General features: G+C 55.1%; 15 protein-coding genes and 1 tRNA gene. 11 read left to right on the top strand and 5 right to left on the bottom strand.

Features of this window, described 5'->3' with window-relative positions; all coding sequences use genetic code 11:
* Positions 1–132: 132 nt before the first annotated feature.
* A tRNA-Arg gene (locus LZP96_RS14590) sits at positions 133–207 on the bottom strand.
* A gap of 75 nt (positions 208–282) precedes the next feature.
* Positions 283–1,224: a formate/nitrite transporter family protein gene (locus LZP96_RS14585; RefSeq protein ID WP_064326890.1), complete on the bottom strand. Its 942-nt coding sequence runs from the start codon at positions 1,222–1,224 to the stop codon at positions 283–285.
* A 315-nt stretch (positions 1,225–1,539) separates the two neighbouring features.
* On the opposite strand from LZP96_RS14585, the gene mlaA reads away from it, so the two are divergent.
* The gene (gene mlaA / locus LZP96_RS14580; protein ID WP_258926128.1) at positions 1,540–2,292 is read left to right on the top strand and encodes a phospholipid-binding lipoprotein MlaA; all 753 of its coding nucleotides are present in this window, start codon (positions 1,540–1,542) and stop codon (positions 2,290–2,292) included.
* Positions 2,293–2,337: 45 nt separating this feature from the next.
* Here mlaA and fadL read toward each other — a convergent pair whose 3' ends face one another.
* On the bottom strand, positions 2,338–3,666 hold the full coding sequence (fadL, locus tag LZP96_RS14575) for a long-chain fatty acid transporter FadL (RefSeq protein ID WP_064326888.1): 1,329 nt from the start codon (positions 3,664–3,666) through the stop codon (positions 2,338–2,340).
* Between the two features lie 366 nt (positions 3,667–4,032).
* Here fadL and LZP96_RS14570 point away from each other — a divergent pair, with 366 nt between their 5' ends.
* The 4 genes from LZP96_RS14570 (at position 4,033) to sixA (ending at position 8,628) form a co-directional block, all read left to right on the top strand.
* Positions 4,033–4,317 carry a YfcZ/YiiS family protein gene (locus LZP96_RS14570; RefSeq protein WP_064326887.1) on the top strand — a complete coding sequence of 95 codons (285 nt, stop codon included), beginning with the start codon at positions 4,033–4,035 and terminating at the stop codon, positions 4,315–4,317.
* Positions 4,318–4,478: 161 nt separating this feature from the next.
* The gene (gene fadI, locus LZP96_RS14565) at positions 4,479–5,789 is read left to right on the top strand and encodes an acetyl-CoA C-acyltransferase FadI (RefSeq protein WP_064326886.1); all 1,311 of its coding nucleotides are present in this window, start codon (positions 4,479–4,481) and stop codon (positions 5,787–5,789) included.
* Positions 5,789–7,936, top strand: coding sequence for a fatty acid oxidation complex subunit alpha FadJ (gene fadJ / locus LZP96_RS14560; protein WP_064326885.1), 2,148 nt, complete (start codon positions 5,789–5,791; stop codon positions 7,934–7,936). The genes fadI and fadJ overlap by 1 nt, the downstream gene beginning before the upstream one ends.
* A 206-nt stretch (positions 7,937–8,142) precedes the next feature.
* A complete protein-coding gene (gene sixA / locus LZP96_RS14555) occupies positions 8,143–8,628 on the top strand; it encodes a phosphohistidine phosphatase SixA (protein ID WP_064326884.1) in 486 nt (161 codons plus the stop codon).
* A gap of 43 nt (positions 8,629–8,671) precedes the next feature.
* Here sixA and smrB read toward each other — a convergent pair whose 3' ends face one another.
* Positions 8,672–9,223: an endonuclease SmrB gene (smrB, locus tag LZP96_RS14550; RefSeq protein WP_064326883.1), complete on the bottom strand. Its 552-nt coding sequence runs from the start codon at positions 9,221–9,223 to the stop codon at positions 8,672–8,674.
* A gap of 145 nt (positions 9,224–9,368) precedes the next feature.
* Between smrB and prmB the strand changes: the two genes are divergently transcribed.
* From prmB to LZP96_RS14520, 6 genes are read left to right on the top strand one after another with little or no spacing between them, the layout of a single operon-like run.
* The gene (gene prmB / locus LZP96_RS14545) at positions 9,369–10,301 is read left to right on the top strand and encodes a 50S ribosomal protein L3 N(5)-glutamine methyltransferase (protein ID WP_064326882.1); all 933 of its coding nucleotides are present in this window, start codon (positions 9,369–9,371) and stop codon (positions 10,299–10,301) included.
* A gap of 60 nt (positions 10,302–10,361) precedes the next feature.
* Entirely contained in the window at positions 10,362–11,447 is a 1,086-nt protein-coding gene (aroC, locus tag LZP96_RS14540; protein WP_064326881.1) for a chorismate synthase, read from the top strand.
* A 2-nt stretch (positions 11,448–11,449) separates the two neighbouring features.
* Complete coding sequence (gene mepA / locus LZP96_RS14535; protein ID WP_064326880.1) at positions 11,450–12,274, top strand: penicillin-insensitive murein endopeptidase; 825 nt, start codon at positions 11,450–11,452, stop codon at positions 12,272–12,274.
* Entirely contained in the window at positions 12,274–13,083 is an 810-nt protein-coding gene (locus tag LZP96_RS14530) for a sulfite exporter TauE/SafE family protein (protein ID WP_064326879.1), read from the top strand. Before mepA ends, LZP96_RS14530 begins: the two co-directional genes overlap by 1 nt.
* A complete protein-coding gene (locus LZP96_RS14525; protein WP_064326878.1) occupies positions 13,083–13,628 on the top strand; it encodes an elongation factor P hydroxylase in 546 nt (181 codons plus the stop codon). The genes LZP96_RS14530 and LZP96_RS14525 overlap by 1 nt, the downstream gene beginning before the upstream one ends.
* Before the next feature lie 13 nt (positions 13,629–13,641).
* Positions 13,642–13,920 (top strand): YfcL family protein, encoded by a 279-nt coding sequence (locus LZP96_RS14520; protein WP_064326877.1) that lies wholly within the window; start codon positions 13,642–13,644, stop codon positions 13,918–13,920.
* A 43-nt stretch (positions 13,921–13,963) separates the two neighbouring features.
* On the opposite strand, the gene mnmC is transcribed toward LZP96_RS14520, so the two are convergent.
* A complete protein-coding gene (mnmC, locus tag LZP96_RS14515) occupies positions 13,964–15,964 on the bottom strand; it encodes a bifunctional tRNA (5-methylaminomethyl-2-thiouridine)(34)-methyltransferase MnmC2/FAD-dependent 5-carboxymethylaminomethyl-2-thiouridine(34) oxidoreductase MnmC1 (protein ID WP_064326876.1) in 2,001 nt (666 codons plus the stop codon).
* Between the last annotated feature and the right edge of the window lie 127 nt (positions 15,965–16,091).

The following is a 16,091-nucleotide window of genomic DNA, read 5'->3' as shown; positions in this document are numbered from 1 at the left end:
AAGATTATACCTGTTAAGGGCCTCTTTGTGCCAGTTCAGGGATGAGTGGATGCCGGCAGGAAGAACCGTACGCGTCTGAATAACTCGTTGACAATAATGGAATTTAAGCAAGAGGAAGGGTGAAATGCGCGATGGTGTCCCCTGCAGGAATCGAACCTGCAACTAGCCCTTAGGAGGGGCTCGTTATATCCATTTAACTAAGGGGACGAAGCGGCAAGAGTATAACGTTTTTCATCGCTTACGTTAAGCGCCTTGCCGCCCGACTGGTTAAAGAGTCGTCATTCAGGAGGATTTATTTTCTTTTATCCCGTTGGTTTGCGGGTTGTTTTCTTTCGCTTTCAGCTCCGCTTTACGCTTATTGGACATGTCGTTGCGGATTTGCGCATGGCTTAAAAGCGCAAATATGAAGGTCCCGCCGCAGATGTTGCCGGCAAGCGTTGGCAGCGCAAACGGCCAGAAAAAGTCGGTCCAGTGCAATGTACCGTTAAAGACCAGATAGAGTATTTCTACCGTGCCCACGACGATATGGGTGGTATCGGCAAGTGCTATCAGCCATGTCATTAAAATAATGACCACGATTTTGGCGGAACCCGCAGACGGGAACATCCAGACCATGGTGGCAATAATCCAGCCCGAGATAATGGCATTAGAGAACATCTCGATGGGCGTGTTTTTCATCACCTCCATACCAATCGTCACGAACGCATCGCGGGTAGCTTCATCAAATATCGGCATATATTCAAAGGCCCAGGCGGCAATGCCTGTGCCGATCAGGTTACCGAGCAACACCACGCCCCACAGGCGCATTAGCAGACCAAAATTGCCCCACGTAGGGCTTTGCATCACCGGAAGCACGGCGGTGACCGTGTTCTCTGTAAACAGCTGCTGACGGGCCATAATGACGATGATAAAACCGAAGGTATAGCCCAGGCTCTCCAGAATAAATGCCCCCGGAATCCCCTCCAGATGCACGTGAAAAATACCCTTCGCCAGCAGCGACGCGCCCATGGACAGGCCTGCGGCAATGGCTGACCACAGAAGAGCCATGGCATCGCGTTCAAGCTCCTTTTCACCGTCCTGGCGGATATGCTCGTGGATAGCCATTGCCCGCGAAGGAAGGCGCTCTTCGTCTACCTCTATCTCTTTACCACTCTCTTTTTCTTCGCTCTCTACCTCGATCTCATCAGTGTGCTGGTCGAGTTTCTCGTCTTTTAAATCGTCCATTAAGCTTCTCCACGCAAGTGTTATCCTGTTAAGCGTAGCGGGTCTGTCGAAGTTTCCAGGCGGTAAACTCTTATTTTTCTGCGCAATGGCAATAAAGGCGATACAACCTTTTTATACAAACGTTAGACTTGGGCGCGAAACGAATGAATAAAGCCAGGCTATGCTGAGAGAAGATGAAGACGCATTCCGCGCTTCATTGCGTGCGTGGACATCCGGAAACGTGCTGTTACAATCACTTGCATGTTTTCGGCGAGGCGGCTGACGCCTCGCCCCGGATGGCAATCAACGATAGCCATACTTAACAGGGAGAATACTATGAAACTTCGGCTGTCGGCGCTTGCGCTGGGGTCAACGTTGCTTGTGGGCTGCGCCAGCTCCGGCGAGCAAACGGGGCGCTCCGATCCTCTGGAAGGATTCAACCGCAGCATGTATAGCTTCAACTACAACGTGCTGGATCCGTATTTGGTCCGTCCCGTTGCCGTGGCCTGGCGTGACTACGTTCCGCAACCTGCGCGCAATGGTCTGAGCAACTTCACCAGCAACCTGGAAGAGCCGGCAGTAATGGCGAACTTCTTCCTGCAGGGCGATCCGTATCAGGGTATGGTGCATTTCACCCGTTTCTTCCTGAACACTCTGCTGGGGATGGGCGGCTTTATCGATGTTGCCGGTATGGCAAACCCTAAACTGCAGCGTGAGCAGCCGCACCGTTTCGGCAGCACGCTGGGTCATTACGGCGTGGGCTATGGCCCGTATGTGCATTTACCGTTCTACGGCAGCTTTACCGTACGTGATGATGGCGGCGACATGGTCGATACCCTCTATCCGGTGCTCTCGTGGCTCACCTGGCCGTTGTCGGTTGGTAAATGGACGGTAGAAGGGATTGAGACTCGTGCTCAGCTGCTGGATTCAGACGGCCTGCTGCGCCAGTCTTCTGACCCGTATATCCTGGTGCGTGAAGCGTACTTCCAGAACCATGACTTTATTGCCAACGGCGGTAAGCTGAAACCGGAAGATAACCCGAACGCAAAAGCAATTAAAAACGAGCTATCAGAAATAGACGCAGAATAAAGAAAAAAGGTGAGCAAATGCTCACCTTTTTTAATGCGGAGAATATTAGAACGCGTAGTTGAAGTTCATGCCGTACAGCCAGGCTTTCCCTTCTGAAGAGAATTCATACGGGCCTTCCTGGAAGGTGACTTTTTGGCCGTGCATATAAGAGACACCGGCATCAATAGAAGCATCTTTATTGAAGGCGTAGGTGGCGCCTGCGCTCAGCCAGAAACGGTCCTGATCCGGAATGGAGATGGAACGTTTGTCAGCCGGGACCGGGCTATCATCGAAGGCAATACCGGTACGGAACGTCCAGTTGTCATCCATATAATAGGTTGTACCCAGCGCGATACGGTAAGCGTCGCGGAAATTCTCATCTTTCTGAAAGAGAGTATCGCCATTGCTGTTGGTGGCCTTCAGCTCCTGGAACTGGCTCCAGCTGGTGTAGGTCAGGCTATAGTGAACGGCCCATTGTGGTGCAACGCGGTTGTAACCGGACAGCTCCCACATTTCAGGCAGGTTCAGCGTCAGAGAACCGCCCGTTGTACGACCATTGGTGCCTGAAGGTAAGCCAAAATTACCCAAAATCTGATTATAGGCGGATGGCAGGCCGCTCTTATAGTCGCCGTCGAAGTCGATTTTAACTTCTGAACGGTAGGTAAAGCCGTAGCGGTTATTCTTATCAATTTCATACAGGATACCGGCGTTCCAGCCGAAGCCCCACTCGTCACCCTTCAGATAGGCAATTTGCGTGTCGCCTGGAATCTGGGCAACTTGTCCTGCCAGTGCAGGCGGCAGAGCACCAGAGCCCGCAACGATCTTGCCCAGGTCACCGGCATAGCGCTCAATTTTCGCTCTTGCGTAAACCGCATCGAAGCCCACACCGAAGCTCCAGTGGCTGTCAAGACGATACGCACCGCTCAGGTTAAGGTTCAGCGTTTCCAGGTCGGTCGTGCCGCCGTAAGCGCCCGCGGCATAGTTGTTATTGAATTCGGTCGCCAGACCATAGTTGGAGGTCACGGATGCGCCCCAACCAAACTGATCGTTAATTGGCGCGACAAAGTGCATGTTAGGGACCCACGCAGTCGGGGCAATATTTTTTGCGCCCAGGCTTGCGCCGGTAGGTGAACGTCCAGAGATATCTACATCGGGATCGACAAAAATAGCGCCGGCGGAGAATGTCGGACGATCAAACATGGTAATCAATGCCGGGTTACGGCTGACATTGCCTGCGTCGTCGGCAATAGCACCTTCACCGGAATAAGCACGGCCAAGGCCAGAAGAGGAGAACTCATTAAGCTGGAAGCCCGCTGACCAGGCGGACGTTGATACGAGTGCCACTGCGACTGCCAGCGCAGTCTTGTTAAACAGGGTTTTCTGGCTCATGACCATAACCTCATTGAGTTATTTTTATTCAATAATTGTTACACGTAGTAACAGGAGCGCGAAGTGTAGGGTCTGTGGTAACACTTAGAAATCAGACCAGTGGCGAGAGTATAGGTCGGACCAGATGTGATGTTGCAAGTTTGTTTCTTAAGTTTTTCAAACATGTTTTACGAAACGGGATCTGCGTGGCAAAAATGCGACCACTGCCGCTCATCAAAAAGGGTGATTTTTGTTCTGGATCATTTTTTAGTGTGATATTGGTCACTTATCTCCTTCTGCCTCATTAACGACTGGAGAGGCTCTGAGCAGGAGCGTAAAATAGCCCTATCGTGTCTATCTCGCGTTGAACGCGAATACAGAGGAAATTGAGCTATGAGTAAATGCAGTGCTGATGAAACCCCGGTTTGCTGCTGTATGGATGTTGGCACCATTATGGACAACACCGATTGCACCGCGTCTTACAGCCGCGTTTTTACCAATCGTGCAGAAGCCGAAGAGACCCTGGCCGCACTGACTAAACGTGCGCGTGATGTCGAATCTGAACCCTGTGACATCAAATCGACCTTTACTGACGTAGAGGGCGGCGTTCAGCTTGATATTGACTTCGTCTTTGCCTGTGAAGCCGAAACGCTGATTTTCCAGCTCGGTCTGCGTTAATCCTGCCTGCAACGCCTCCGTCCTCCGGAGGCGTTTTCTTTTTGTTCTCTGTGTTTTAGCTCGCAATTTTTCGCTTCCCTCATTGGCTGAATGTAAAAAAATGGTTAAGACTATTATCAGGTCAGACCACTTTGCATATTTGCTATACACAGGGGAGCGTTATGAGTCAGGCACTACCGCTTGTCACCCGTCAGGGCGACCGCATTGCCATTGTCAGTGGATTGCGTACGCCGTTTGCGCGTCAGGCAACGGCGTTCCACGGAATACCGGCCATTGATCTGGGGAAAATGGTCGTCGGGGAGATGCTGGCTCGCAGCGAAATACCTCCCGAAGTTATCGAACAATTAGTTTTTGGGCAGGTGGTGCAGATGCCTGCTGCGCCCAATATTGCCCGTGAAATTGTGCTGGGTACCGGTATGAATGTGCATACCGATGCCTACAGCGTCAGTCGCGCCTGTGCGACCAGTTTCCAGGCTGTGGCCAATGTCGCCGAAAGTCTGATGGCAGGGACCATCCGTGCAGGCATTGCCGGCGGCGCAGACTCCTCTTCCGTGCTGCCTATTGGCGTCAGTAAAAAGCTGGCGCGCGTGCTGGTGGACGTGAATAAGGCCCGGACCCTGGGACAAAAAATCAAACTCTTCTCCCGGCTTCGCCTGCAGGATCTTGCTCCCGTGCCACCCGCTGTGGCGGAATATTCCACCGGGCTGCGGATGGGCGACACCGCCGAGCAGATGGCGAAAACCTACGGCATTACGCGTGAACAACAGGATGCACTGGCACATCGCTCGCACCAGCGTGCCGCTCAGGCCTGGTCGGAAGGGAAACTCGCTGACGAAGTGATGACCGCCTATATCCCCCCGTATCGCGAGCCCTTCGCGGAAGATAACAACATTCGTGGCACTTCTACGCTGGCCGACTACGCCAGGCTGCGTCCCGCTTTTGATCGTCAACACGGTACCGTGACCGCCGCGAACAGTACGCCTCTGACAGATGGTGCGGCTGCGGTGATCCTGATGACCGAATCCCGCGCGCGCGAACTGGGGCTGAAACCGCTGGGTTATCTGCGCAGCTACGCCTTCACCGCCATTGATGTCTGGCAGGACATGCTGCTGGGGCCTGCCTGGTCTACGCCGCTGGCGCTTGAGCGCGCCGGGCTCACGCTTGCTGATTTAACCTTGATTGATATGCATGAAGCCTTTGCCGCACAAACGCTGGCAAACCTGCAGCTGCTGGCAAGTGAACGCTTTGCCCGCGACGTACTTGGTCGCCAACACGCCACCGGTGAAGTGGATGACAGCAAATTTAACGTGCTGGGCGGATCAATTGCCTACGGGCATCCTTTCGCCGCCACGGGCGCGCGTATGATCACCCAAACGCTGCATGAACTTCGCCGTCGCGGCGGCGGTTTTGGCCTGGTCACGGCGTGTGCTGCCGGCGGCCTGGGCGCGGCAATGGTCCTGGAGGCTGAATAATGGAACTGAATTCTGCATTTACTTTACATGTCCGCCTCGACAACGTGGCCGTTGTGACCGTCGATGTCCCTGACGAAAAAATGAACACGCTGAAGGCCGAATTTGGTTCTCAGGTCCGCGCGATTGTGAAACAAATTCGCGAGAATAAATCGATTCGGGGAGTGGTCTTTATTTCGGGAAAACCGGATAACTTTATCGCCGGGGCTGATATCAACATGATCGCCCGCGCGAAAAATGCGCAAGAGGCCGAAGATCTCGCCCGCCAGGGGCAGCAGATTATGGCGGAGATCCACAGCCTGCCGATCCCGGTGATCGCTGCGATCCATGGCGCCTGTCTGGGGGGCGGTCTGGAGCTGGCGCTGGCGTGCCATAGCCGAATCTGCACGGACGATGCAAAAACGGTCCTGGGCTTGCCGGAAGTGCAGTTAGGCCTGCTTCCCGGTTCGGGCGGCACGCAGCGACTGCCCCGTCTGGTAGGGGTGAGCACTGCGCTGGAGATGATCCTCTCGGGTAAACAGTTGCGGCCGCGTCAGGCTTTAAAAGCAGGCCTGGTGGATGAGGTTGTTCCTCACGCCATACTTCTTGAGGCCGCCGTTGAGCAGGCGTTGAAAGATCGCGTGACAAGCCGACACTTACCGGTTCGCGAGCGTATTCTGGCCGGTCCACTTGGGCGCTCGTTACTTTTCAACTGGGTGGGTAAGAAAACCGAGCAGAAGACCAAAGGAAATTATCCTGCGACGCGACGTATTCTTGACGTCATTGAAACGGGGCTGTCTCAGGGCATCAGCAGCGGATATGCCGCTGAAGCAAAAGCCTTCGGTGAGCTGGCGATGACGCCAGAGTCGCGTGCGTTGCGCAGCATTTTCTTTGCCAGCACCGAGGTCAAAAAAGATCCCGGAAGCGAGGCAGCACCAGCACCGCTTCACTCTGTCGGCGTGCTGGGGGGAGGATTAATGGGCGGTGGCATCGCCTGGGTAACCGCCAGTAAAGCCGCCTTGCCGGTTCGTATCAAAGACATTAACCCTAAAGGCATCAATCACGCGTTGCAATATAGCTGGCAACTGCTTGATCAAAAGGTCAAGCGCCGCCATATAAAGAGTGGCGAACGCGATCGCACGATGGCGCTCATCTCTGGCACGACAGATTACCGTGGTTTCCAGCACCGGGATGTGGTGATTGAAGCCGTATTTGAATCGCTGGAACTCAAACAGCAAATGGTGGCTGAGGTTGAGCAATTCTGTGCCCCGCACACGATTTTTGCGTCGAATACCTCCTCGTTGCCGATAGGGGATATCGCGGCCAACGCAGCACGCCCTGAGCAGGTGATAGGTCTGCACTTCTTCAGCCCGGTGGAAAAAATGCCGCTGGTAGAGGTTATCCCCCATGCCGGAACCAGTGCGCAAACCGTGGCGACGGTGGTCAAACTGGCTAAAAAGCAGGGGAAAACACCGGTGGTAGTGGCAGATAAAGCCGGTTTTTACGTTAACCGCGTTCTTGCCCCCTATATCAATGAAGCGATGCGGCTGTTGACCGAAGGCGAGAAGATTGAACACGTCGATAACGCCTTAGTTAAGTTTGGTTTCCCCGTTGGTCCAATCCAACTTTTGGATGAGGTGGGAATTGATACCGGCACTAAAATTATTCCTGTGCTCGAAGCAGCTTACGGAGAACGTTTTAGCCCGCCTGCAAACATTGTTTCGGCAATTTTGAATGACGATCGCAAAGGCAGAAAAAATGGTCGTGGTTTCTATCTTTACGCCGCCAAAGGGCGTAAAAGCAAGAAACAGGTTGACCCTTCGGTTTATGGGCTCATTCATGCCAGCGGACAGGGCAAATTGTCGGCGCAGCAGTGCGCTGAACGGTGCGTCATGATGATGCTCAATGAGGCGGCACGCTGCTTTGATGAGCAGGTCATTAAGAGTGCGCGAGACGGGGATATCGGTGCCGTGTTTGGTATTGGTTTCCCGCCGTTCCTGGGCGGTCCATTCCGGTATATGGACACGCTGGGCACGAGCGAAGTGGTGGCGATTTTACAGCGCCTGGCAACGCAATACGGTCCACGGTTTACCCCTTGTGACGCATTATTGCGAATGGCGGAGCGGAGCCAGACCTTTTGGCCCGCAAAGGAATCTGATCTTGTAAGTTAAGGTCAAAGAAGCGTAAATCCTGAGTTGAATGACCCTTTGATGGCGATTTTGTAAACAGTTATTGACTATACTTACGCCACTGAGGTAAAAAACAGCGTTTCATTCACCGAATGGATCAGGCACAATGCCCGGCCATCAGGTTTTCTACCTCGAACGGTTTGCGGGTAGTCAGCGCTGATGCTCCTGGTTAACAAAAGCGGTGCAATATGCAAGTTTTTATCATGCGTCACGGTGACGCGGCACTCGATGCCGCCAGTGACTCTGTTCGTCCTTTAACAACCTGCGGCTGTGACGAATCCCGTCAAATGGCCACCTGGTTAGAAGGTCAAAAAGTGGACATTGAACGTGTTCTGGTGAGTCCGTTCCTGCGTGCTGAACAGACACTGGATGTGGTGGGGGAATGTATGCACCTGCCAGAAGGCGTGGATGTCCTTCCTGAACTCACCCCCTGTGGTGACGTCGGCCTGGTCAGCGCCTATCTTCAGACGCTGTGCAATGAAGGGGTCGCTTCTGCACTGGTGATTTCCCACCTGCCGCTGGTCGGCTACCTGGTCGCAGAACTGTGCCCTGGCGAAACGCCGCCGATGTTCTCGACCTCTGCCATTGCCAATGTCTCTCTTGACGAGACAGGCAAAGGGATATTCAACTGGCAGATGAGTCCGTGTAATTTGAAGATGGCAAAAGCTATCTGACGTGACGCACGACAGGCGGGGATCTCTTTGCCCCGCCAGCCTGTCAGGGCAGCTCAGGTGGCTGCCACTCTTCTACCTCAATCAACACCAGCAGCGCGGCATCTCCGCCGTACTCTTTGGGTGCCTGATGGAAAGCCATCACGTGAGGATGCTGAGCCAGCCATAACGGCGTTTGCTGTTTAAGAATGTGTTTACCGTGCCCGTGCATCACGCAGGTGCAAAAAACATGCTCCCGACGGCAGGCGGCAATGAGCGCGCCCAGTTCCTGTTTCGCCTGCATTTGCGTCAGGCCGTGCAAATCGAGAAACAGCTCCGGGGAGTAATCACCACGGCGCAACTTCTTCAGTTCAAAATGACTCACATCTTCCCGAACATATTTCACTGCGCCCTGTGTGTTCAGCAGAGGCTGAAATTCGTCTGAAAAATAGTGGCTGTTATCGGCCTGTTCCTGAATCAAACGCTTTACCGGTACGTCGGTCACTTTTTTGCGGGCCGGGCGATGGACAATGGTGTCCTGCTTCATTTGCCGCGTCCCGCTCATGAGCTGGCGAAACAGCGTTTGATCCTCCTCGGTAAGCGGCATTTTCTTCTTCATGGGTCAGTCTCATCTCTTATTTCCGACAGTGTACCGCACTAAACGCATTTTTTAACCTCAAGCGGCACGCGTCATTGCTGATTTATCCCCGTCTTCATGGCAAACTAGCCGCCGAAAATTAAGCGAGCATGCCCTGGAGGGAAAAGTGGATAAAATATTTGTCGATGAAGCAGTAAACGAGCTGCATACCATACAGGACATGTTGCGTTGGTCGGTCAGCCGCTTTAGCGCCGCCAATATCTGGTACGGTCACGGAACCGATAATCCCTGGGACGAGGCCGTTCAACTGGTCCTGCCGTCGCTTTATCTGCCGCTCGATATACCGGAAGATATGCGCACGGCGCGCCTGACCTCCAGTGAAAAGCACCGCATCGTGGAGCGCGTCATCCGCCGTGTGAACGAGCGCATTCCGGTGGCCTATCTCACCAACAAAGCCTGGTTCTGTGGTCACGAATTCTATGTTGATGAACGCGTGCTGGTGCCGCGCTCGCCGATTGGCGAACTGATCAACAACCACTTTGAAGGGCTGATTCATCATCAGCCAGAGCATATTCTGGATATGTGTACCGGCAGCGGCTGTATTGCCATTGCCTGTGCGTATGCCTACCCGGAAGCGGAAGTGGACGCCGTGGACATCTCCACCGATGCGCTGGCCGTGACCGAGCACAATATCGAAGAGCACGGCCTGATTCATCATGTCACGCCAATCCGCTCCGATCTGTTCCGCGAACTGCCAAAAGTGCAGTACGACCTGATCGTCACGAATCCACCGTACGTTGACGCAGAGGATATGTCCGACCTGCCGAATGAGTACCGTCACGAGCCGGAACTGGGCCTGGCATCAGGTACCGATGGCCTGAAGCTGACGCGTCGTATTCTGGCCTGTGCGCCGGATTACCTGACGGATAACGGTATTCTGATTTGTGAAGTCGGTAACAGCATGGTACATCTGATGGAGCAGTACCCGGATGTGCCTTTCACCTGGCTTGAGTTTGATAACGGCGGGGAAGGCGTCTTTATGCTGACCAAAGCGCAGCTCATTGCGGCACGTGAATACTTCAGCATCTATAAAGATTAATCCAGCGGGCTTCGGCCCGTTTCACAACGCTCAAACACAAATAACGACATCGGAGCCGTGATGGCAGGAAACAGTATTGGACAATTATTCCGCGTGACCACCTTCGGGGAGTCGCACGGTCTGGCGCTCGGCTGTATCGTTGACGGCGTGCCGCCGGGAATCGAACTGACCGAAGCAGATTTACAGCACGACCTCGACCGTCGTCGTCCGGGGACCTCTCGCTACACCACGCAGCGTCGCGAGCCGGATCAGGTCAAAATTCTCTCCGGCGTCTTTGAAGGGCGCACAACCGGCACCAGCATCGGCCTGCTGATTGAAAATACCGACCAGCGATCTCAGGATTACGGCAGCATCAAAGATGTGTTCCGTCCGGGGCATGCCGACTATACCTACGAGCAAAAATACGGTTTCCGCGACTATCGCGGCGGCGGGCGTTCCTCCGCCCGTGAAACCGCGATGCGCGTTGCGGCAGGGGCGATTGCCAAAAAATATCTGGCGCAGAAATTTGGCATCGTTATTCGCGGTTGCCTGACGCAGATGGGCGACATCCCGCTGGCTATCAAAGACTGGGATCTGGTCGAACAGAACCCGTTCTTCTGCGCCGATGCAGACAAGCTCGACGCGCTGGACGAACTGATGCGCGGCCTGAAAAAAGAGGGCGATTCTATCGGTGCGAAAGTCACGGTTGTCGCCGATGGCGTTCCGCCGGGCTTAGGTGAGCCGGTATTTGACCGTCTCGACGCCGATATTGCCCACGCTATGATGAGCATTAACGCGGTCAAAGGCGTGGAAATTGGCGACGGTTTTGACGTGGTTCAGCTTCGCGGCAGCCAGAACCGCGACGAAATCACCCATGAGGGCTTCCAGAGTAACCATGCGGGCGGCATTCTTGGTGGGATCAGCAGTGGTCAACAGATTGTGGCCAATATCGCGCTGAAGCCCACCTCCAGTATTACGGTGCCAGGGCGTACGCTGAACCGCGCTGGTGAAGAAGTTGAGATGATCACCAAAGGTCGTCACGATCCCTGTGTGGGGATCCGTGCGGTGCCAATTGCCGAAGCGATGCTGGCGATTGTGCTGATGGATCACTTCCTGCGCCAGCGTGCGCAGAATGCCGATGTGACGACGACACTTCCACGCTGGTAAACATGAAAAAAACCGCAATCGCCCTGCTGGCTCTGCTGGCCAGCGCGGGCAGTCTGGCCGCCACGCCGTGGCAAAAAATCACCCATCCGGTGGCGGGCAGCGCGCAGTCCATTGGGGCATTCTCCAATGGCTGTATCGTCGGTGCTGAGGCGCTTCCGTTACAGTCGGAGACGTATCAGGTGATGCGTACTGACCAGCGACGCTACTTCGGCCACCCGGATCTGGTGCTGTTTATCCAGCGGCTGGGCAATCAGGTGCATAACCTGGGGCTGGGGACGATGCTGATTGGGGATATGGGCATGCCTGCGGGCGGACGGTTCAACGGCGGGCATGCCAGCCATCAGTCCGGTCTGGATGTGGATATTTTCCTGCAGTTACCGCAAACGCGCTGGAGTTCCGCGCAGTTGCTTAAGCCGCAGGCGCTGGACCTGGTCGCGCGTGACGGTAAAAATGTCGTGCCGTCTCTGTGGTCAAAAGAGGTTTCCAGCATGATTAAGCTGGCGGCGAACGATAACGACGTGACGCGTATCTTCGTGAACCCGGCCATTAAGCAACAGCTGTGTCTGGATGCCGGAACCGACCGGGACTGGCTGCGCAAAGTGCGCCCGTGGTTCCAGCACCGTGCGCATATGCATGTGCGTCTGCGCTGCCCGGCGAACAGCCTGGAATGTGAAGATCAGCCGTTACCGCCGCCAGGCGATGGTTGTGGCGCGGAACTGCAAAGCTGGTTTGAACCGGCTAAACCTGGAACCTCTAAGCCTGAGAAGAAGACACCGCCTCCGTTGCCGCCTTCCTGCCAGGCGCTACTGGATGAGCATGTACTTTAATGGATAATTTCGTCGATCTGTTTATGGTGTCACCGGCACTGCTGGTGGTGCTGTTTTTTGTTGCCATGCTCGCAGGATTTATTGATGCACTGGCCGGCGGCGGCGGATTGCTGACGGTCCCTGCGTTACTGGCTGCGGGAATGAGTCCCGCCCAGGCGCTGGCGACCAATAAATTGCAGGCGTGCGGCGGTTCGCTATCCGCGTCGCTCTATTTTATTCGTCGTAAAGTGGTCAATTTAGCCGATCAGAAGCTCAACATTCTGATGACGTTTATCGGTTCCACCACCGGCGCGCTGCTGGTGCAGCACGTTCAGTCAGATATTCTGCGCCAAATCCTGCCCATCCTGGTAATTTGCATCGGACTCTATTTTTTACTGATGCCAAAACTGGGAGAAGAGGACCGCCAGCGTCGCCTGCACGGCCTGCCTTTTGCCCTGATTGCGGGCGGGTGCGTCGGCTTCTACGACGGTTTCTTCGGCCCGGGTGCGGGTTCCTTTTATGCGCTGGCCTTTGTGACCCTGGCGGGATTTAATCTTGCGAAATCCACCGCCCACGCCAAAGTGCTGAATGCCACCTCCAACGTCGGCGGACTGCTGCTGTTTATCATTGGCGGCAAAGTTATCTGGGCGACGGGATTTGTCATGATGGTGGGGCAGTTTTTAGGCGCACGCGTCGGCTCGCGTCTGGTTTTAAGCAAAGGGCAAAAACTCATTCGACCCATGATTGTCATTGTATCGGCGGTGATGAGTGCCAAACTTCTTTATGACAGCCACGGACAGGAGATCCTCCACTGGTTGGGGATGAACTAATGAACAGTACGCATAATTACGCACAGCTGATTGAGATTTTTAACGGCTGCTTTGCGGATGATTTTAATACCCGTCTGATTAAAGGTGACGACGAACCGATCTATCTTCCTGCAGATGCCGAAGTGCCTTACAACCGCGTTGTGTTTGCCCATGGCTTTTACGCCAGCGCGCTGCACGAAATATCGCACTGGTGCATTGCCGGTAAAGCGCGCCGTGAACAGGTGGACTTTGGTTACTGGTACTGCCCGGACGGGCGCGATGCCGTGACGCAAGGGCAGTTTGAAGATGTTGAGGTCAAACCCCAGGCTTTAGAGTGGTTGTTCTGCGTGTCGGCAGGTTATCCGTTCAACGTCAGCTGCGATAATCTGGAAGGTGACGTTGAGCCCGATCGCATTGTTTTCCAGCGCCGCGTGCACGCGCAGGTGATGGCGTATCTTGAGAACGGCATTCCGGAACGTCCGGCGCGCTTTATCAGGGCATTACAGAATTATTATCACACGCCGGCATTCACGGCGGAACTCTTCCCGTGGCCGGAAGATCTTTAACTGAGGAAAGAAGATGATCGCAGAATTTGAATCACGCATTCTGGCGTTAATTGATGACATGGTAGAGCACGCCAGCGACGATGAACTGTTTGCCAGCGGTTATCTGCGTGGTCACCTGACGCTTGCGGTAGCGGAACTGGAAGCGGGCGAAGACCATTCGCCAGAAGCGGTTCACGCTGAGGTTGGGCGCGGTCTTGAAAAAGCCATTCAGGCGGGTGAGCTCTCCCCGCGCGATCAATCTTTAGTGCTGGGTATGTGGGACAACCTGTTCCAGCAGGCTCAGCAGAAGTAAGCCTGTGTCAGGTCCTCACCCGCGTGGTGAGGACCTTAATCCGTTACCCTACCTGTTTCCCTTTCAGTAATTTCCGCACCCACAGCCGGTTAGGATTCAGCGCGGCCAGCGTAACGCTATCTAACGGCAAGGGCTCATCGCTCATTTGCGACGCCAGAATTTCCGCGACCAGCGGCGCAGAACATAATCCGCGTGACCCCAGTCCGCCCAGGACATATAAATGGCGATATACAGGCGCCGTCACGGCAGCGTCGCGGTGCCCGGCGAGCGTTTCATAGGCGCTTAAGGTCGCCGCATAGTCCGGCACGTTTCCTGCCATCGGGAGATGATCGCGCGTCGCACATCGCACACCGCAACGGGCCTCTCCCGCACTGACGTCGACCTCTTGCGCCCACTTCGCCTGCGGGAAGCAATCCAGTAAACGTTGACGATTATGCCGCTGATCCTCCTCGCTGTACTGCGCGTCGGTCTGCCCGCGATGGTAGCTCGCGCCAATGCAATGCTGCCCGTTGCCCGGATTCTGCGGCGTCAGATAGCCGTCATAGCACAGAACCTGGCGTAACGTGCCAAGCGCCGGCGTGGTGGGAATATGGCTGACCTGGCCTGCTACCGGATAGACCGGCAGTTTTTCGGTCTGAACAAAATCGGCAATGCGATGACCGTTTGCCAGCACCAGGCTCGCATGCTCCGCACGCTCACCGTTTCGGAAATCTAACCGCCATCCGGCGGCGGTTTCGTCCAGCGAGGCCACTTCATAGCCATACTTTACTTTTAACCCGCGTGACCGGGCGAGATCGATAACGCCTGCCGTCAGCTGTGCCGGGCAGAGCCAGCCGCCCAGCGGATAATGGATGCCGCCGCACGCGGTTTCCAGGCCGGTTTCAGCGAGCACCTCTTCGGCACTGACCGCAGAGGCGATGGCCGCCGGAAGTTCCAGCGCAAGCATATGGTCAATCTTCTGCTGGCTTTTCTCATTCCAGCCGAGCTGCCTGACGCCACACCAGTCGTGATCGAAGGCGACCGGCAGGCTATCGTAAAAGCGCCGGGCAAACGTGAAGGCCGCCGGGAAGAACTGGCTGAGCGCCGGATCGTGGGCGCTCAGGAGAGGATACAAGGCGCCCTGGCGATTGCCGGAGGCTCCCTGCGCAGGGGCATCATCGGCGCTGTAGAGCGTCACTTGCCAGCCGCGCTGAATAAGCGCCAGGGCGAGCAGGGCGCTGGCTATGCCGCCGCCGACTATGGCCGCTTCGCGATTATCGCTGGCGCGGCGAATGTACCAGGGCGTTGATAAAGGCTGTGGGGTATCCGTCTCCATCGTTCCGGTCAGCATTTCACGCTTGCGGCCAAACCCTTTGCTCTTACGCACCGTAAAACCAGCCTCCTGCAGCCCGCGGCGAACAAAGCCTGCCGAGGTAAATGTGGCAAGCGTGGCTCCCGGGCGCGCCAGACGCGCCATTGCGCGAAACAGATGCGCGTTCCACATATCCGGGTTTTTAGAGGGGGCAAAACCATCTAAAAACCAGGCATCGACCTTTTGATTGTGGGTATCGTCGAGTTTATCGGTTAACGCGTTGATATCACCCAGCCAGAGATCCAGCGTTACGTTCGCGTCGCCCAGCAGCAGGCGATGGCACCCCCCAATGGGCAGAGGCCACTGCGCCTGAAGCTGGCTGGCCCAGGGGGCAAGCTCAGGCCAGTGCTGATGTGCGAGGGTTAAATCTTCGGCCGTCAGCGGAAATTTTTCAAAACTGATGAAATGTAATCTTTTCAGGGTAGCGTCAGGGTGTGCGGCGCGAAACTGGTCAAACGCCTGCCAGAGGGTCAGAAAATTCAGACCGGTCCCAAAACCGCTTTCGGCGACAACGAAACACGCGCGAGAGTGGGCAGGGAAGCGCTCGCTAAGGTGATTTCCCTCAAGGAAAACATAACGGGTTTCTTCCAGTCCGTTATCATTAGAGAAGTAGACATCGTCGAAATCTCGGGAAACAGGTGTACCCTCAGCGTTGAACTCAAGGTTGGCAGGTTGTATGGCGTTTTGTTTCACGTAAGTTACTCGTCTGACAGGCAGTGACAGGATCTTAACGATGTGGGTCCGCTGGTGCAAATTTCCGCAGAAATTGGCTGATCGGACTTGTTCGGCGTACAAGTGTACGCTATTGTGCGACTCGAAA

The organism is Huaxiibacter chinensis (genome assembly GCF_022171985.1).
Classification (GTDB): Bacteria; Pseudomonadota; Gammaproteobacteria; order Enterobacterales; family Enterobacteriaceae; genus Enterobacter; species Enterobacter chinensis_A.
This window is presented reverse-complemented; position numbering and strand designations above follow the sequence as displayed.